Origin of the sequence: Plantibacter sp. VKM Ac-2885, from assembly GCF_015351205.1 — a bacterium.
Classification (GTDB): Bacteria; Actinomycetota; Actinomycetes; order Actinomycetales; family Microbacteriaceae; genus Plantibacter; species Plantibacter auratus.
Map to the genome: position 1 here is coordinate 211,002 of NZ_JADKSK010000002.1, position 17,443 is coordinate 228,444.

Sequence of the window (17,443 nt, forward strand, 5' to 3'; positions counted from 1 at the left end):
CAAGAGAGGGTGTCGGGATGATCGAGATCGCGGGAGCACTGGGCATCGACGAGCTGCGGCGGATCGCGGACCTCGAGGAGGAGGCCTCGGTGCCTCGCGCGGTGCTCGACCGGCTGGCCACCGCTCATGACGACGCGCGGGACCTCGCCGAGCACGCGGCCGTCTACGGCAGGAGCACGGGCGTGGGGGCGAACAAGGACACCGCGGTGGCCGACGACGGCGATGCCCACGCGCGCCGCCTGCTCCGCAGCCACGCGGTCGACGCCGGGGAGGTCGTCCCCGACCGGGTCGTGCGGGCGATGCTCGCGGTCCGGCTCAACCAGCTCGCCGTCGGCGGATCGGGTGTCGAGCCCGCGGTCGTCGCGGCGCTCGCCGAGATGCTGCGCCGCGATGCACTGCCGACCGTCCGGACCCTCGGGTCGATCGGGACCGGCGACCTCACCGCGCTCGCCGGTACGGCGCTGACCCTCCTCGGCGAACGGCCGGCGTCGACGCCACTGGAGCCGATGGACGCCTGGGGGTCGGAGAGCGCCCTGTCGTTCATCAGCAGCAGCGCCCTCACCATCGCGCGTGCGGCGCTCGCGGTCGCGGAGCTGCGGAGGCTCGACCGTGCCTGGTCGGCGGTCTGTGCGCTCAGCTTCCACGCGCTGGACGGCAACGCGCAGGCGTACGCCGAGGCGGCGGCGGGTGCGTCAGCCGCGCCCGGTGTCGAAGCTGCTGCTGCGGCGTTGCGCGCGCTCATCGGACCCGCGCCGGAACCGGCTCGGATCCAGGACCCGTTCGCACTCCGCATCGCCGCGATCACGCAGGGTGTCGTGGCGACGGCGACGGACCGGCTCGCGGACCAGGTGGAAGCGCTCATCGGTGCTGCGCAGGAGAACCCGCTGTACGTCCTCGGTGCCGATGCCGGGTCACGGGCGGTCCTCCACCACGGTGCCTTCTTCCAGGCGCAGCTGGCCGCGGAGCTGGACGCGACCGCGCTCGCGCTCGCGCAGACGTCGACGGTCACCCTGTCGCGCCTGCGGCTGGTGAACGAGCCCGCTTTCACGGGCCTGCCGCCGTTCCTCGGCGACGGGGAACCGGGTGCCTCAGGCCTGATGATGGTGGAGTACGTCGCGGCAGGCGCGGTCGCCGACATCCGGCACGCGGCGCAACCGGCGGCGCTCGGCACGGTCGTCCTGTCGCGCGGAGCCGAGGAGGACGCACCGTTCGCCGCGCAGGCCGTCGCCCAGCTGGAGGACGCGGTCGTCGCCACGAGGACGCTCATCGCCTGCGAACTCCTCGGAGCGGTGCGGGTCGTGCGGCGTCGCGGTGTGGCCGATCGACTGACCGGGGCGCTCGCCGACGTGTTCGCCCGGGCATCGGCGTCGCTCGGCTCGGACGACGCCGACCGCGACCTCCGCCCCGACCTCGAGCGGGCGACGGCGCACCTCACCGAGATCGCGGACCTCGTCGAGGGACGGTAGCCGGGCTCAGCGGTGTCGCCGGCTACGGGAGCTTGACGAGCAGCCCGCCGCGGTGCGCGTCGAACGCGACCATCGTCGCCATACCGAACGCGTCGCCGTCGAGCTCGAGGTCCTGCGCCTCGTCGACCCGCACGGTCAGCGCCTCAGCACGCAGGTTCGTCACGGTGTTCCCGCCCCGGCCCTCGGTGAAGCGGATCATCCGTCGCCCCACGGCAGTCCGCCGCAGGACCCGGTTCTCCCACGTGACCTTCCGCCACACGAGCAGCCACCCGAAGGCGCCCTTCGGCTGCAGCACCGCGACGTCGAGGAACCCGTCGTCGAGCTCGGCGTCCGGCATGAGCTGCACCCCGCCCTGCAGCGTGCCGCAGTTGCCGACGAGCACCGAGCTCACGGTCGCCGCATGCTGACGGTGCCCGCGCAACTGGTAGTGGATGCGGAACGGCGCGGCCGTGGCGATCGAGCGGAGACCGGACTCGACGTAGGCGAGCCAGCCGAGCGACTTCTTGAGGTCGGGGTTCGCGGTGGCGATCATCATCGCGTCGACGCCCATGCCGGCCATCACCACGAACGCGTGCTCCTCCTCCGACCCGTCGGCGCGGGTGATCATGGCCACGCCGATGTCGATCGCGCGCGTGTCGCCCGTGAACGCCGTCCCGATCGCGGCCACCTGGTCGCCGAGCGGCAGCTTCAGGTTCCTCGCGAGCAGGTTGCCGGTCCCCGACGGGATGAGGGTCAGCGGCACACCGCTCCCGCGCAGCCCTTCGGCGGCGGCCCGCACGGTCCCGTCGCCGCCGGCCACGAGCACCACCTGGGCGCCGTCGAGGACCGCGCGCCTCGCCTGACCGACACCGGGGTCGTCGACACTCGTCTCGTACAGGTGCGGAGCCGCCCATCCCGCCTCCTGCGACCGCGCCTCCAACGCGCTCCGCAGCCGGGTGGCGTCGACCTTCACCGGGTTGTACACGAGCGCGGCGTGCGGGGGAGTCGGCATGGCCCAACGGTACTGTCCCGGGGCCTCGTCACCGACCTCGATCGCTAGACTTGCCGGGTGATCGATCCCGTACTCCTCCGCGAACAGCCAGAAGTCCTCCGAGCGTCGCAGCAGAAGCGAGGGTCCTCCGTCGACCTCGTCGACCAGGCGATCGACGCCGACACCGCACGCCGCGCTGCGATCACCGGGTTCGAGGAACTCCGTGCCGAGCAGAACGCGTTCGGCAAGCAGGTCGCCAAGGCCCCCAAGGAGGAGAAGGCCGCACTCGTCGCCCAGGCGCAGCAGCTCGCCGCCCGCGTCAAGGAGGCCCAGCAGGTCGCGACGGAGGCCGAGGCCTACTTCGCCGACGTCGCCGGTCGCATCCAGAACCCGGTGCTCGACGGCGTGCCCGCCGGCGGCGAAGCCGACTTCATCACGCTCCGCGAGGTCGGTGAACGCCCCTCCTTCGACTTCACCCCGCGCGACCACCTCGAGCTCGGCGAACTCCTCGGCGCCATCGACATGCAGCGCGGCACCAAGGTCAGCGGCTCGCGCTTCTACTTCCTCCGCGGCATCGGCGCCCGCCTCGAGATCGCCCTCATGAACCTCGCGCTCGACCGCGCGATCGAGGCCGGCTTCGTCCCGCTCATCACGCCGACGCTCGTGCGCCCCGAGATCATGAAGGGCACCGGCTTCCTCGGTGAGCACGCCGACGAGGTCTACCAGATCGCCGGCGAAGACCTCTTCCTCACCGGTACGAGCGAGGTGGCGCTCGCCGGGTACCACTCCGACGAGATCCTCGACCTCGAGCAGGGCGCGCTCCGCTACGCCGGCTGGTCGACCTGCTACCGCAAGGAGGCCGGGTCCTACGGGCGCGACACCCGCGGCATCATCCGGGTGCACCAGTTCAACAAGCTCGAGATGTTCGTCTACACCAAGCCGGAGGACGCCGCCGCCGAGCACGAGCGCCTGCTGTCGTACCAGGAGGCGATGCTGCAGTCGCTCGGCCTCAGCTACCGGGTCATCGACACGGCCGCCGGCGACCTCGGGTCGAGCGCGGCACGCAAGTTCGACGTCGAGGCCTGGGTGCCGACGCAGGACTCCTACCGCGAGCTCACCAGCACCTCGAACTGCACCACCTACCAGGCGCGTCGCCTCGACACCCGGTACCGCACGGAGTCGGGCAAGACCACGCCGGTCGCGACGCTCAACGGAACGCTCGCGACCACCCGCTGGATCGTCGCGATCCTCGAGACGCACCAGCAGGAGGACGGCAGCGTCGTCATCCCCGAGGTGCTGCGTCCGTATCTGGGCGGCATCGAGGTCGCGAGGCCGATCCGATGACGGACGAGACGACCACCACCGCGACCCCGTTGCTCATCGCCCTCGACATCGACGGCACCGTGCTGCACGAGGACGGTTCGCTCAGCCTGTCGGTCGCTGACGAGGTGCGCCGCGTGGTCTCGCTCGGCCACATCGTCACATTGGCCACCGGTCGCAGCTGGGAGAGCACGCGCCCGGTGCTCGAGGAGCTCGAGCTGACGCCGCAGTACGTCGTCTGCGCGAACGGTGCGCTCATCATGAAGCGCGACGAGTCGAAGCCCGACTCCTACGAGCGCTTCTTCATGGAGACCTTCGACCCGACCGAGGTCCTCGGGCTCATCCAGCCGCACCTCTCCGAGGGCAGCTACATGGTCGAGTACCCCGACGGCTTCCGCAAGTACACGGTCGGCATGGAGGACTGGAACCTCGAGAACGCGATCGAGGTGCCGTTCGAGGAGCTCGTGACGAGCCCCGTCACGCGCGTCGTCGTCGTCTCACCGAGTCATGACGAGGAGGAGTTCCTCCGCATCGTCGACAAGATCGGGCTCAGCCAGGTGAGCTACGCGATCGGCTGGACGGCGTGGCTCGACATCGCGCCGAAGGGCGTCAACAAGGCGACCGCGCTGGAGCGTGTCCGGGAGTGGCTGGGGCTCGAGCGCTCGCAGATGGTCGCCGTCGGCGACGGCCGCAACGACGTCGACATGCTCGGCTGGGCGGCCGCCGGAGGACGCGGTGTCGCCATGGGCCAGGCGCCCGAGGAGGTCCTCGCAGTCGCGTCGGAGGTCACCGGCACGGTCACCGACGACGGTCTCTCTCAGCTCCTGAGGAGCATTTCGGGTTAGCATCGTCCAAAGCTCCGTGCCGATTCGCCGTTTCCGGTGGGCACGGGGCGTCGGTGCGCGCCTGCTCCAGGGGTCACCGGACGACTCGCCGCAGCCCGGTCTCCTGGGTTCCGGCCACCCCTGTTCCTGAGACGAGAGCGAGATCCATGACCCGCAACGCCGACGCGTCCAAACCGCGCGCCGCCGTCCGTCACGGCAGACTCCGCAAGTCGAACCCGTTCGTCACCGTCGCGAAGATCGTCGCAGCGACGGCCGCCGTCGTCGGCGTGAGCGGCATCGCGGTCGCCGGCGTGGCAGCCCTCGACCTCGCCAACAGCGTCAAGCCCGTCGCCCACCTCGACAACGAGACGCCGGGTGCTCCGCCGCCCAACATCGGGGCGATCGAGGGCGGCGTCAACCTGCTCCTCGTCGGCAGCGACTCGGGCGACGGCAACCAGGCGTACGGCGAGCGAGACGAGAACCTCAACGACGTCACGATCCTCATGCACATCTCGGCAGACCACTCGAGCGCGACCGTGGTCAGCTTCCCGCGCGACATGTACGTGCAGATCGGCGACTGCGCCGACGGCGGCAACGGTCGCGACAAGATGAACACCGCCCTCATGTACGGCGGGGCCGACGGCGGGCTCGCCTGCGCGGTCTCCACGGTCGAGGGCATCACCGGCCTCTCCATCCCGTTCGCCGCGCAGATCGGCTTCGACGGCGTCATCTCGATGTCGAACGCGGTCGGCGGCGTGCCGGTGTGTGTCACCGAACCCCTCAACGACGCCTGGAGCGGCATCAACCTCGACGTCGGCACCCACGACCTCTCGGGCGCGTCCGCCCTCGCCTTCCTCCGCTCACGTCACGGCGTCGGCGACGGCAGCGACCTCTCTCGCATCTCGAACCAGCAGGTGTTCCTCTCCTCGCTCGTCCGTACGCTGAAGAGCAGCGACACGCTCTCCGACCCGATCAAGCTCTACTCGATCGCCCGTGCCGCGCTGAAGAACGTGACGCTGTCGAGCAGCCTGAACAACATCGACACGATGGTGTCGATCGCCGCAGCGCTCAAGGACATCCCGCTCGACCGGGTCGCGTTCGTCCAGACGCCGACGGCCACGGTCGAGGGCGGGGTCGAGGCGACGTCCGATGCCGACGTCCTGTGGACGGCGCTGCAGAGCGACCAGGCCGTCGCCCTGTCCGCCACCGGCAAGTACGTCGTGACCGACCCGAACGCGCCGGTCACGCCAGACCCGGCGACGACCGACGCGGCGGCCGACCCCGCTGCGACGGCGGACCCGGCAGCGCCCGCGGACCCGTCCGCTGCCGGCCCTGTCGCCCTGCCCGACACGATCACGGGCCAGAACGCCGCGCAGAACACCTGCACGGCCGGTCGTCCGGAGGAAGACCAGTAGTCTCCGCGTGATCGGATGGGGCCGCTTCGCCGCTGGTCCCATCCGATACACTCGATCCTGGTCGTCAGCTGCGTCATCGCGGGCGATCGACCATCAGGAGGGCTGTCCGAGCGGCCGATGGAGCCAGTCTTGAAAACTGGTGGGCAGAAATGTCTCGTGGGTTCGAATCCCACGCCCTCCGCACTCCTTTCACCGCCCCGAGAGGCTCCCGCACCTCGGAGCCCAGGGCCCCGGGCTGTGCGCTTCACATGAACCCGTGGTTGAATCGACGAATGCCCCCGCATTCGACCGACATCGACGAGCCCGCCGGCGACGCCCCGGCTCGCCGAACGGCAGCTCGTGGGCCTCGCCCGAAGAAGCTCGCGACCATCGCCCGCCACGGACGACTCAAGCGCTCGAACCCGATCACGACCGGCCTGAAGATCGTCGCCTCGACGCTCGCGGTCGCGTTGGTCAGCGGTGGCATCGTCGCCGGCATCGCCCTCTGGGACGTCGCCGCGACCGTGAAGCCCGGCGTCGCGCTCGTCGACTCGCAGGGTGAGGCGGTCACCGACCTGCCCGCGATCGGAGCGTATCCGGGCGGTGTCAACCTCCTCATTGTCGGCAGCGACTCCCGCGCTGGCCAGGATCCTGTCTTCGGTGATGCCGAAGAGGAGACCGGCAACCTGAACGACGTCACGATGCTCGTGCACATCTCCGAGGACCACAGCAACGCGACCGTCGTCAGCTTCCCGCGCGACATGTTCGTCCCGATCCCGTCCTGTCCTGACCCGTCCGGCGGCTCGTTCGACTCGATGAGCCGGCAGAAGATCAACACCTCGCTCAGCTACGGCGGGCTCGCCTGCACGGCGCTGACGGTGTCGCAGCTCACCGGGCTCGAGATCCCGTTCGCCGCCGAGGTCCAGTTCAGTGGCGTGATGGCGATGTCGACCGCGCTCGGTGGGGTGACGGTGTGTGTCGCCGACCCGATCGAGGATGAGTACACGAACACCTTCCTCTCGGCGGGCGAGCACACGCTCGAGGGGTACGAGGCGCTGCAGTTCCTCCGCACCAGGCACGGTGTCGGCGATGGCAGCGACCTCAGCCGCATCAGCAACCAGCAGGTGTTCCTGTCGGCGATGATGCAACAGGTCAAGAGTGCCGAGACGCTGACCAACCCTGGGATCCTCTACTCCCTGGCCAAAGCGGCGGCGAAGAACATGCAGCTGTCCGACAGCCTGACGAGCCTCGACACGATGATCGCGATCGCCATGACGCTCCGTGAGGTCGACCTCGCGAACATCGCGTTCGTGCAGTACCCGAACGCCGCCGTGGAGGGTGGCGTCGAGCCGATCGACGATGCGGCGACCGCGCTGTTCGAGGCGCTCGGCAACGACCAGCCCATCCAGCTCTCGGGCGCGACCGGCGCCGGTGCGGTGGCGAACCCGACCGACCCGACCGCGGTAGACCCGGCCGAGGGTGCAGATGCAGGAGCCGACCCGGCCGCGACGGCTCCGCCTGCCGATGCGACCGACCCCTCCGCCGGTGGTGCAGTGGTCCTTCCGTCGACCGTGACCGGCCAGACCGCCGACCAGCGCACCTGCTCCCGCGGTCGTACCCTCGACGACCAGTAGGCGTCCCGGTCCCGCTCCGACGCCGGTCTTTCAGCGAGCGCAGAAGTGGCCGCCCCGGTCCCTGTCCTCCGACAGACTCAGGAACCAGAGTCCCGGTCACTGAGCTTGTCGAAGTGTCGAAGGGTGTCTCGGACCCGGGGATTCGTCACCACGCCCATCACCGGTTATGCTGGTCGTCGTGCGTCCGCTTGCGAGCGCACATGGAGACGTCGCATAGTTCGGCCTAGTGCACCACCCTGCTAAGGTGGAGTCCCCGTAAGGGGACCGCGGGTTCAAATCCCGCCGTCTCCGCACTGGATCTCAGCTCGAAACCCTCGGTTCGCCGGGGGTTTCTGCGTTGCAAGACGCTTGGCGGAATCGCCAGCGCGGTGCGCTGACGTCACCGCGCCTCGCACGCGTGAGTGCGCCCCTCCGGAGACCCGCGCCCGCGTCTGTGACCCGCGCTCACGTCAGCGCACCGCGCTGGGCAGACCACCAGGTGGCGGTGAGCTCAGTCGCCGAAGTTCGTGTACGGTGCGCCGATGCTCTCGATGGGGCTGTCGGGATCCTGCGCGGAAATGAAGACGGAGTACGTGTGCTCGTTGCCCTGGTCGTCGGTACCGACCGGCGTCTCCGCCACCGAGATGCTGAAGTGACGTCCGCCGTTCGCATCAACCTGGTCGGGGTGCTCCGGATAGCGTTCGCGGACGGTACTGACCGATGCCCCGACCACCGTCCCCTCGATGGACCGGAAATCGACCTCGCCGAGGGCCGACGCCGTCACGGCGACCGACCAATCAGGGATGAACTCGCCGCCGTCGCCCTGGCGGTCGAAGATGCTGATACCCGCCCATTGATAGGTGGTGTTCGGGATTTTGCCCGTCGAGTTGTCCGCGAGGACGGGTTCCTGTCCGAACAGGTTCGTGAGCCTGGCGCGCGCCTCCTCCGACGGGTCGTCGTAGGCGAAGCTCTCCAGTGGTGTCCCGGTCGTATCGACGAGTTCGAGTGCCAGCGGGCCGACGACGATGGCGACGACGTCCTCAGCAGGAGCGGCAGTCGGTTCCGGCGTGGCCGACATGGTCGGGGAACCGACGGGCGTACCGGTGGGTGCCGGTGCACTCGGCGCGCAGCCGGTGAGTGCGACTCCGAGCGCGATGACGATTCCGACAGCTGCAGACCGTGTGCGTTTCCCCATCGGGCCAGTCTAGGAGCCCGAGCGCGAGCAGCAAGGACGTCACGCACCGTGCCGAGAGCCTGCCCGGCCGAGTCGCCAGCGCGGTGCGCTGACGTCACCGCGTCCCGCACGCGTGAGCGCGCCCCTCCGGAGACCCGCGCCCGGGGCTGTGACCCGCGCTCACGTCAGCGCACCGCGCTGGGGAATCCACCAGGTGCCGGGGCGGGGTGGTCAGGCGGAGCGACGGAGCTCGCCGTGGTGGCGGAGTTCGCGGAGGATGCCGAACGAGCCGGCGTAGTGCTCTTCGGTGAGCGTGTTGAGCGCGGCGAGCGTCCCCCGGTCGAGTCCGGATCGGACCGCGATCGACTGCAGCTCACGGCGGGAGATCGGGAAGTCCACGGTCCTGAGGAGGGTCTTGAGGTCGGTGAAGCCCGCTGTCACAGGCGGCTCCACCATGTCGGGGTAAGGTCTGGCATCCATGTCCACATTGTCGGTAGCACCCCCTGAAAAGGCGACAGTCGGACGCCGTTCTGGCGCAAGAGGGCGCTAGCCTGACGTGAAATGATGCGAGGGAGCGGCACCGTGCCCGACGACCGCGACACCGGGACGCCGGCCCCGACGGGCCTCGCGTCCGCAGCCGTCGAGTTGCTGCGCGTCCCGCTCAGTGGCTTCGTGGCGGAGCGCAAACGCCTGGCCGTCGCAGCGCGCGACGACGGGGACAACGGGCTGGCGACGGCGATCCTCGCGCTCCGCAAACCGTCGGTCGCCGCCTGGGCGCTCAACGTGTTGGCGGCGCACCGCCCGGACCTCCTCGGCGAACTGGAACAGCTCGGCTCCGCGCTCGGCGACGCTCAACGCTCCGGGGACGCCGCAGCGCTCCGCACGCTCGGCACCGAACGTCGCTCACTGATCGCGACGCTCGTCACCGCCACTGTCGAGTCCGCCGCGGCAGAGGGGGCGTCCCTCTCCGGAGCGGTGATCGAGACCGTCCGCCAGAGCCTGCAGGCGGCGAGTGCCGACGCCGACCTCGCCGCGCAGGTGTCGTCCGGTCGACTGACCGACGCCCCGACCTCGAGCGGAGCGGGCTGGGGTGGTGTCGTCGGCGGGATCGGTTCCCCCGGTAGGCGCTCCACCGCCGACGGGTCCGTTGGGACGCGGGGCGACGGAGACGGCGACCATTCCGGCGAAGACGACGACCGACGCCGACGCCTTCGGGCCCGGCTGGAGGCGGCCGAGCGCGACGAGGAGGCAGCGTCCAGCGCGAGTGAGGAGGCGACCGCCTTCCTGGACGAGTCGGCGGTCCGGCGATCGGGACTGCAGCGTGACCGCGAGGACCTCGCGCGGCGGCTCGAGGAGCTCGACGCGGACATCGCCGACGCCGATCGCGAGTGGGCCCGACGCCAACGAGAGGCTGACCGGGCGCAGCGTGCGAGCGACGCCGCACACGAGGACGTCGAGCGTCTGCGGAGCGCGCTCGAGGACTGAGTCACCGAGCTGATCGAGTCACCGCGGTGCCGAAGCCCCGCCGCGACCGATCGCCGCTCGAATGTTCCGGCGCACGCACCATGCGGCACGCGCCTAGACTCACCGTGTGGGTGAAGTGCGACAACCGGAAGCATCGCGGCGGCGACGGACACAGCAGCTGGAAGCGGAGCGTTTCGAAGGCATGCCGATCCTCGCTGACGTCCCGCAGCACGATCGGCTGAGCCTCGTCGCCCCCGATCTCGCGTGCACGATCTGCACCGCGACCCTCGAGCTCGGCGACCGCGTGTTGCGCTGCCCCGCCGGTCACAGCTTCGACATCGCCCGGCAGGGGTACGCCTCGCTCGTCGTCGGCGGTCGGACGCCGAAGACCGGCGACACGCAGGAGATGGTCGCGGCCCGCGCAGCGTTCCTCGAGGCCGAGCACTACGAGCCGATCGCGGACCACGTCGCCACGACCCTGCCGCTCGCGCGCTTCCTCCCGGACGGCTCGGTCGACGACGACAGCGCCCCGCTCGTCGTGGACATCGCCGGAGGGACCGGCTACTACCTCGGGCGGATCCTCGACGCCCGACCGGCCTGGCGCGGGTTCGGGTTCGACCTGTCGCCGCTCGCCGCTCGTCGCGCCGCCCGCGCGCACGGCCGGGCCGCAGCGGCGACTGCTGACGCCTGGGCACCGTTCCCCCTGCAGGCGGCGTCGGTCGACCACCTGTTGAGCATCTTCGGTCCGCGGAACGGTCCCGAGATGCGTCGGGTGCTCCGCCCGGACGGCCTGCTCACCGTCGTGACGCCGCAACCCGGTCACCTCGCCGAGCTGCGCGACCGGCTCGGCATGATCGGGATCGCCGAGCGCAAGGACGCCCGCCTCGACGCGCAGCTCGACGGCTTCACGCTCCGCTCCCGCGACACGCTCGACTACGCCGTCCAGTTGATGCCGGAAGAGGTGCGCGACGAGGTCCGCATGGGGCCGAGCGCCCACCACCTCGACGACGACGTCTTCGAGCAGGCGATCGCCGACCTGCCCGGATACACGGCGGTCACGGTCGCCGTGACCCTCAGCGTCTTCACGCGCGCCTGACGCCGCGCCAGCCCGACACCGGCACCCGCGAGACCGGCGTCGGGGCGTCGGTGGTGCGTCGATACGATGGAGGGCACTCATCGAAAGGCGCTCATGACGATCACCGCTGCCGCAGACGGCTCCGCCCTCGGCAATCCCGGACCCGCCGGCTGGGCCTGGTATGTCGACGACGATTGCTGGGCAGCCGGGGGATGGCCGCACGGCACGAACAACATGGGCGAGCTGCGCGCCGTCCTCGAACTGTTCCGCGCCACTGAGCACCTCGACGAGGACCTGCACATCCTCTGCGACAGCAAGTACGTCATCGACTCGATCACGAAGTGGATGCCGGGCTGGAAGAAGAAGGGCTGGAAGAAGGGCGACGGTAAGCCCGTCATGAACCTCGAGCTCATGCAGGAGATCGACGCCGCCATCGCCGGGCGGCGCTACCGGTTCGAGTGGGTGAAGGGGCACGTCGGTCACCGACTCAACGAGGCCGCCGACATCCGCGCGCGGACGGCTGCCGAGGCGTTCCAGCGCAAGACGCCGGTGCCGGAGGGACCGGGCTGGACCGGCGCCGGAGCTGCGGCGACCCCGGCGACCCCCGAGGCCGACGTCGTCGCAGACACCGCCACAGAGACGACCGAGCCGGAGCTGTTCGCCGACCTCGAGGTGGAGGAAGAGCGCACCGCCCCCGTCTTCGACGCGGAGGACGACGGCGCGCTGTTCTCGCTCGACGTCGAGCCGACGTGGCACCAGCTCACCCTCGACCTCACGTCCGATGAGCACGAACGCCTGGTCCGTCGCGCCCGCGAGGCCGGGACGAGCGTCCAGGAGTTCCTCCGCGGCCTCATCTGACGTCGCTTCCGAGTTCACAACTCAGGACGAGCGCGGCGTTTCCCGTGTGGCACGCTGCGGCAGAGGGGCGCCGCGCCGAGCGCATCCTGAATTGCGAACCGGACGGGGCGCGCGCAGGGGCAGGCGACCCGGTCAGCGGGCGGCGGACTCCGGCGCGTCGTCGTCCTCGGGCACGGCGAAGCCGTAGCTGGCGTCCACGAGGATCGGCAGGTGGTCCGAGATACCGCGGCGAAGCGTCTGCACCCGGTCGATCTTCAGGCCCACGGAGGTCGCGAAGTCGAAGTGCCCACGGAACATCTTGTAGCGGGTGTAGGTGCTGCGGTCGCTGAGGCTCAGATCGTAGCCGCTCTCCTGCATCTTGGTGCCGAGGCCCTTCTGGAAGAGCGGGTAGTTGTAGTCGCCGACCATGAGCGTCGGGACGTCGCCCATCGCGTGCAGCTGCTCGTGCGCGGCCTTGATCTGGTGCCGACGCAGTGAGTTGAGCGCGGTGAGCGGGGCCGCGTGGAACGAGGCGACGATGAGTTCGCGCCCGGCCTCGACGTCGGTGAGGCGGGTGCCGATGAGGCGCTCGTGCGCCGGCGCGAGCACCATGTCGTGCAGCGACTTCTTCAGCGCGAACGTCTGCGTCGACTCGGCGGTGAACCGGTCGCGGCGGTAGTAGATCGCGAGGCCGAGCCGGTTGCGGTGGGTGCTGTCGGCGAGGTGCAGGCCGCCGAGTTCGGCGGGCAGCTGCAGGGTGTCGGCCTCCTGCAACGCGAGGACGTCGGGGCCGAACTCTTCGGTGAGTGCGACGAGCTCGCCGCTGGCCTTGTTCTTGCGGAGGTTGTAGCTGATGACCTTCATCCCAGCCTCACATTCTGTTGGCAGAGCCCAAGCCTACGGTCCTTCCCGTCGCCCGGTGCTCTGGAGGGGTCCGGACGACGGTGCGTCGCCGGTTGCCCACGGTCAGCTCGACGAGTCGACGACCGTGAGCCGTTGGGTGGCGCGGGTGAGCGCGACGTACCGGAGTGACAGGGCCGCGTGGCCCGTTCCGCCGAGCGCGTTGGGCTGCACGAGGACGACGCTGTCGAACTCGAGGCCCTTGCTCTCGCGCGCGGTGCCGGTCCACACCCGGGCGCGATCGGCTCCGGCGTCGGCGAGGAGGGCGTCGATCTCCGCCAGAAGCGAGCGCGGTGCGATGACGCCCGCGATACCGGCGTGTGCGGTGATCGCGTCGACGGCGGCGCGGGCAGCCGTCGGGGCCAGCGCGGCGGGTTCGACCGTGAGCTGCACGGGCTCCTCCTCGCCGCGTCGGATCGACACGGGCGCCGGGGAGTCCGGATCGAGTTCGAGCCGGACGGGATCGGCGAGCGCCATGATCTGCTCGGGCGTCCGGTAGTTGACGGTGAGCAGCTCCTCCGTCCAGCGCGGGAGCTGCGGGCCGAGCAGCTCCTGCCAGCTGGAGCGGGTGGCGGAGGTGCTCTGCTGGTTGATGTCGCCGACGAGCGTCATCGAGCGGTTGGGGCCGCGTCGCAGGACGGCCCGCAGCAGCATGGGGGTGAGCTCCTGCGCCTCGTCGATGATGACGTGCCCGTAGACCCAGGTGCGGTCGCTCGCGGCGCGTTCAGCGGGGCTGCGGTCGTCCTCCACGGTCTGGCGGTCGGCGAGATCCTGGGCGGAACGGAGGTAGTCGTCGTCCTGGGCCTCGTCGTCGATGCTGATGTCACCGATCATCTCGAGCACACTGCGCGCGTACTCGACGTCGTGCCGGCGCTCGTAAGCGGCGCGGCGCTGCCGTTCCAGCTCGGGGCGCTGGTCCTCGCCGATGAGCTCGGCGGCCTCGTCGACGAGGGCGATGTCGCCGGGCGTGAGCCGGGCGGCCCAGTCGGTCTCACCTGCGCCGTCCGTTCCGGCGACGGGTTCGCGGAGCAGCAGGCGACGCTCCTCCTCGGTGTGGTCGGGCGCGACACGAGCCAGCAGCTCGGGGTCGGTGAAGAGACGGTCGATGATCTCGGCCGGTTCGAGGATCGGCCACATGGTGTCGAGCAGCTCCTCGACCTCGGGCTCCTCGCTCAGCTCCTGTCGACGCTCGTCGGCGTCCTCGCCCGTGCGGGGTTCGAAGCCGTCGCGCTTCGCCTCGAGCCCGATGAGATGCGTCAGCACGGCGCGGTCGAACCGCAGCTTGGCCTCGTTGTGCGGGGTGCCCGAGCGCTCGATCCCGGCCTTGATCCGGCGGAGGACGCCCGGCGTGACGCGGAGCGGGCCGTCGCCGGCGATGCGGATCGTGACCGGCTGGTCGAGCGGCACCTGACGCTCGCGGACGGCCCGGGCGACGACGTCGGCCATGCGCAGCCGACCCTTGAGTTCAGCGGCCTCGAGCGAGTCCTCCGCGTGTGCGTCGAGTCCGGGCACGAGGGTCGCCGGTGTGACGAGGACGACGGCGGTCTCGCCGAGCGACGGCAGCACGCGGCTGATGTAGTCGAGGAAGGTCGAGTTCGGGCCGACGATGAGCACGACACTGCGCATGAGTCGCTCGCGGTGCTCGTAGAGGAGGTACGCGGCACGGTGGAGGGCGACGGCGGTCTTCCCGGTGCCCGGACCGCCCTGGACGAGGAGCGTTCCGGGGAGGGGTGCCCGGATGATCGCGTCCTGCTCGGCCTGGATGGTGTCGACGATGTCCGCCATGTGCTTGGTCCGGGCACGACCGAGGGCCGCCAGTAGCGCACCGGACTCGCCGATGCCGCTCGGCTCGTCGTCGCTGAGCATGGTCGTGTCGAGGACCTCGTCGTGGACTTCCGTGACGCGGCGACCGGCCGTGCCGATGCGGCGGCGTAGGCGGAGGCCTTCGGGGCGGAGTGGCGTCGCGGTGTAGAACGGGCGCGAGGCCGGTGCGCGCCAGTCCAACAGGAGCTGGTCGCCGCTCTCCGGGTCGCGCAGACCGATGCGCCCGATGTGGTGCCGTTCGTCGGTCTCGCGTTCGAGGAGACCGAAGAGGAGTCCGAAGCTGGACGAACGCAGCTCGACCATCCGCTGGCGGTGGTGGGCGACCAGGGCGTCGCGTTCCGAGAAGCTCGAGTCGTCGTCGCCGTCGAAGGCGCGGAGGGCGAGTTCGGAGCGTCGTTCCTCGAGGTCCGACTGCGACCGGATCACGTCGTGCAGCCGATCGAGATGGTCCTGTTCCTCGGCGATCGCGTCGTTCTGCACGGTGCTCCTTCTGGGTGTGGCGCGGTCCGTGTTCCGGGTTCACTGCGAGGACCGCACGAATACGGTAGTCGCTTTCCGGGCCCCTCACCGCCCTTGAGCGTGAGCTCCCAGAGACCTGGAGGCTGCCGTCGGGGCGCGGGGTCGGGCACCGAGCGCGGGCTGGTCGATAGGCTGACGGGCATGAGCACACCGGACGGATCGAAGCCGCAGCCCCTTGCGCCGCAGCAGGCGCACTCGCAGCAGTCGGTTCCGCCGCAGCCGTACCCGCAACAGCAGCTCCAGCCGCAGCAGTACGGGGTGCAGCCGTACGCCCAGCAGGCGCCCTACCCGCCGCAGCAGCCCTACCCGCCGCAGTACGCCATGCAGCCGTACGCGCAGCCGTATGCGCCCGTGTACCCCGCGCCCTACCCCTACCCGGCATCGCCGCCGAAGGGGCTCAGCATCTCCAGCATGGTCATCGGCCTGGTGTCGTTGTTCTTCGGGTTCACCTTTGTACTCCCGGTTGTCGGATTCGTCCTCGGCCTCATGGGGCTCCGCCGCGAGCCCGCCGGTCGCGCGATGGCCATCACGGGCGTCGTGCTCAACGGGCTGTTCCTGCTCGGCTGGGCGGCGCTCGTGCTGCTCTGGGTGTTCGTCATGGGTGGCCTGCTCGCCGGCGTCGGCAGCGCGGCCTCCACCGGCATCGCCGCCTAGTCGCCGGTCAGCCGGCCGGGACGACCGTGCTGACCATCGACAGCACCACGGCGCCGTCGACCTCTTCGCGTTCCAGCCAGACGGCGACACTCGAGAACTCGCCCAACGACGCCACGTGGGTGCCACCGCAGGCGATGACCGCGGGGCCGCCCGGCAGCTCGCAGTGCCAGCTGCGCCGATCGGTGAGCAGCTCGCCCTCGCGATCGATCCGGACGGCGGCGCCGCTGTCCAACCAACCGTCGAGGGTGTTCCGGATGCGTGACCCGAGTGCATCGAGGTCGTCGAGGGCGGCCGGGTCGAACCCCTTCCGCCGGAGCGACTTGCCGATGCGGTAACGGTCGGTCGACGCGTTCGGAGCGATCCGCGACGACTCGCAGGCGAGCGCGTCGAAATCCGGAGCCCCGAGGGCATCGGGGACGACCTCCTTGCGCCAGGCGTCGGCGAGCGCGGCGTTCAGGGCGAGGGATGCGAGGTGGCACCCGGTGTGCCCGGCGGAGAGCGCGTGCCGGGCGGAAGCATCCACCTCGATGCGGGCCGTCGCGCCCTCGACAGCGCTCGAGGCCGCTTCGGTGGAGACCAGGTGGGCGACGAGGAAGGCCCACCCCTCGGTGCCCTTCTTCACGGGGATGTCGGCGCCGAGGTACAGGCGAGTGCCGTCGCTCGCGGCGACGACGCAGTCGGTCACGGCGACCTCCTCGGCGCTCGTGCCCGCACCGAAGGTGATGGTCGCTGTGTCGGCGGGCTGGTCGGGCCACGCGGCGTCGACCGGGTGGCAGGCCGTCTCGTCGAGCACGACGGCGAGGTGGTCGCCGACGGGTTCGACGTGCAGCACCGTGCCCGTCGAGACGAGGGCTCCGGAGGGATAGGTGACGTGCGTTTCCGTGACGGGGAGGCTCATGTCCCCACGCTATCGCGGCCGGCCCGGACGCCCGTCGGCGGCTGTCAACCCCGGGAGACCGTGGAGGATCACGACGTAGAGTCCGAGGACACGGAGCGCGACGCGTTCCGCGGAGAGGAGTGCATCATGACGGATCAGCAGAACCAGCGTTCAAGCGACGACCTCGCGACCGGTGCGGCCGGAGCGGACCAGGAAGCCTGGGAGGGTGCCGACATCGACACCGCAGAGCTCGTGAGCTCCGACCAGACGACCGCCGGACCCGGCTCGGACGGGTCGAGTCAGACCGTCGACGGCACCGGCTCGGAAGACGCGGCTCCCGACGAGGAGCAGGCGACCGAGGAGGCCGTCGAGACCCCGGAGCCCTCGACCGAACTCGACGCACCGCTGGCCGAGGGTGAGGGTGGCGACGCCGACGGCTCGGCCGACCACCAGCCCGACTCCGGGCCGGCTTCCGAGGCCACCGACGACGCTCGCGAGGTCTACGACACCGCACCCGACTGAGTCGGACACG

16 protein-coding genes and 2 tRNA genes are annotated in these 17,443 nt (G+C 70.6%); 12 read left to right on the forward strand and 6 right to left on the reverse strand.

Going from position 1 to position 17,443, the window contains the following annotated elements:
• The first annotated feature begins 17 nt into the window (after positions 1 to 17).
• Positions 18 to 1,466, forward strand: a complete 1,449-nt coding sequence (locus ITJ66_RS13555) for an aromatic amino acid lyase (RefSeq protein ID WP_194644947.1) — start codon at positions 18 to 20, stop codon at positions 1,464 to 1,466.
• A 22-nt stretch (positions 1,467 to 1,488) separates the two neighbouring features.
• Here ITJ66_RS13555 and ITJ66_RS13560 read toward each other — a convergent pair whose 3' ends face one another.
• Positions 1,489 to 2,457: a diacylglycerol kinase family protein gene (locus ITJ66_RS13560; RefSeq protein WP_137244124.1), complete on the reverse strand. Its 969-nt coding sequence runs from the start codon at positions 2,455 to 2,457 to the stop codon at positions 1,489 to 1,491.
• 57 nt (positions 2,458 to 2,514) lie between these two features.
• Here ITJ66_RS13560 and serS point away from each other — a divergent pair, with 57 nt between their 5' ends.
• From serS to ITJ66_RS13590, 6 genes are all read left to right on the forward strand, one after another.
• On the forward strand, positions 2,515 to 3,780 hold the full coding sequence (gene serS / locus ITJ66_RS13565) for a serine--tRNA ligase (protein WP_137244123.1): 1,266 nt from the start codon (positions 2,515 to 2,517) through the stop codon (positions 3,778 to 3,780).
• Positions 3,777 to 4,601 (forward strand): HAD family hydrolase, encoded by an 825-nt coding sequence (locus ITJ66_RS13570; protein ID WP_086475291.1) that lies wholly within the window; start codon positions 3,777 to 3,779, stop codon positions 4,599 to 4,601. The genes serS and ITJ66_RS13570 overlap by 4 nt, the downstream gene beginning before the upstream one ends.
• A 146-nt stretch (positions 4,602 to 4,747) precedes the next feature.
• Positions 4,748 to 5,995 (forward strand): LCP family protein, encoded by a 1,248-nt coding sequence (locus tag ITJ66_RS13575; RefSeq protein WP_079706469.1) that lies wholly within the window; start codon positions 4,748 to 4,750, stop codon positions 5,993 to 5,995.
• Between the two features lie 96 nt (positions 5,996 to 6,091).
• Positions 6,092 to 6,176, forward strand: a tRNA-Ser gene (locus ITJ66_RS13580).
• A gap of 91 nt (positions 6,177 to 6,267) precedes the next feature.
• Positions 6,268 to 7,608, forward strand: a complete 1,341-nt coding sequence (locus ITJ66_RS13585; protein WP_194644948.1) for an LCP family protein — start codon at positions 6,268 to 6,270, stop codon at positions 7,606 to 7,608.
• Between the two features lie 202 nt (positions 7,609 to 7,810).
• Positions 7,811 to 7,899, forward strand: a tRNA-Ser gene (locus ITJ66_RS13590).
• 199 nt (positions 7,900 to 8,098) lie between these two features.
• Here ITJ66_RS13590 and ITJ66_RS13595 read toward each other — a convergent pair.
• Positions 8,099 to 8,782, reverse strand: coding sequence for a hypothetical protein (locus ITJ66_RS13595; RefSeq protein ID WP_194644949.1), 684 nt, complete (start codon positions 8,780 to 8,782; stop codon positions 8,099 to 8,101).
• A 210-nt stretch (positions 8,783 to 8,992) separates the two neighbouring features.
• On the reverse strand, positions 8,993 to 9,241 hold the full coding sequence (locus tag ITJ66_RS13600; RefSeq protein ID WP_194644950.1) for a DUF2795 domain-containing protein: 249 nt from the start codon (positions 9,239 to 9,241) through the stop codon (positions 8,993 to 8,995).
• Between the two features lie 102 nt (positions 9,242 to 9,343).
• On the opposite strand from ITJ66_RS13600, the gene ITJ66_RS13605 reads away from it, so the two are divergent.
• From ITJ66_RS13605 to ITJ66_RS13615, 3 genes are all read left to right on the forward strand, one after another.
• On the forward strand, positions 9,344 to 10,246 hold the full coding sequence (locus ITJ66_RS13605) for a hypothetical protein (protein WP_194644951.1): 903 nt from the start codon (positions 9,344 to 9,346) through the stop codon (positions 10,244 to 10,246).
• Positions 10,247 to 10,427: 181 nt separating this feature from the next.
• Positions 10,428 to 11,321 (forward strand): putative RNA methyltransferase, encoded by an 894-nt coding sequence (locus tag ITJ66_RS13610; RefSeq protein WP_194644952.1) that lies wholly within the window; start codon positions 10,428 to 10,430, stop codon positions 11,319 to 11,321.
• Between the two features lie 93 nt (positions 11,322 to 11,414).
• On the forward strand, positions 11,415 to 12,158 hold the full coding sequence (locus ITJ66_RS13615) for an RNase H family protein (protein ID WP_194644953.1): 744 nt from the start codon (positions 11,415 to 11,417) through the stop codon (positions 12,156 to 12,158).
• A gap of 132 nt (positions 12,159 to 12,290) precedes the next feature.
• Here the strand turns inward: ITJ66_RS13615 and ITJ66_RS13620 are convergent, their stop codons facing one another.
• Together ITJ66_RS13620 and ITJ66_RS13625 are read right to left on the reverse strand one after the other, a co-directional pair.
• Complete coding sequence (locus ITJ66_RS13620; protein ID WP_079706474.1) at positions 12,291 to 13,001, reverse strand: endonuclease/exonuclease/phosphatase family protein; 711 nt, start codon at positions 12,999 to 13,001, stop codon at positions 12,291 to 12,293.
• A gap of 102 nt (positions 13,002 to 13,103) precedes the next feature.
• The gene (locus tag ITJ66_RS13625) at positions 13,104 to 15,341 is read right to left on the reverse strand and encodes a UvrD-helicase domain-containing protein (RefSeq protein ID WP_194644954.1); all 2,238 of its coding nucleotides are present in this window, start codon (positions 15,339 to 15,341) and stop codon (positions 13,104 to 13,106) included.
• A gap of 180 nt (positions 15,342 to 15,521) precedes the next feature.
• Between ITJ66_RS13625 and ITJ66_RS13630 the strand changes: the two genes are divergently transcribed.
• A complete protein-coding gene (locus ITJ66_RS13630; RefSeq protein WP_194644955.1) occupies positions 15,522 to 16,034 on the forward strand; it encodes a DUF4190 domain-containing protein in 513 nt (170 codons plus the stop codon).
• A 7-nt stretch (positions 16,035 to 16,041) separates the two neighbouring features.
• Here the strand turns inward: ITJ66_RS13630 and ITJ66_RS13635 are convergent, their stop codons facing one another.
• The gene (locus ITJ66_RS13635; protein WP_194644956.1) at positions 16,042 to 16,932 is read right to left on the reverse strand and encodes a metal-dependent hydrolase; all 891 of its coding nucleotides are present in this window, start codon (positions 16,930 to 16,932) and stop codon (positions 16,042 to 16,044) included.
• Between the two features lie 126 nt (positions 16,933 to 17,058).
• On the opposite strand from ITJ66_RS13635, the gene ITJ66_RS13640 reads away from it, so the two are divergent.
• A complete protein-coding gene (locus ITJ66_RS13640; RefSeq protein WP_194644957.1) occupies positions 17,059 to 17,433 on the forward strand; it encodes a hypothetical protein in 375 nt (124 codons plus the stop codon).
• Positions 17,434 to 17,443: the final 10 nt, after the last annotated feature.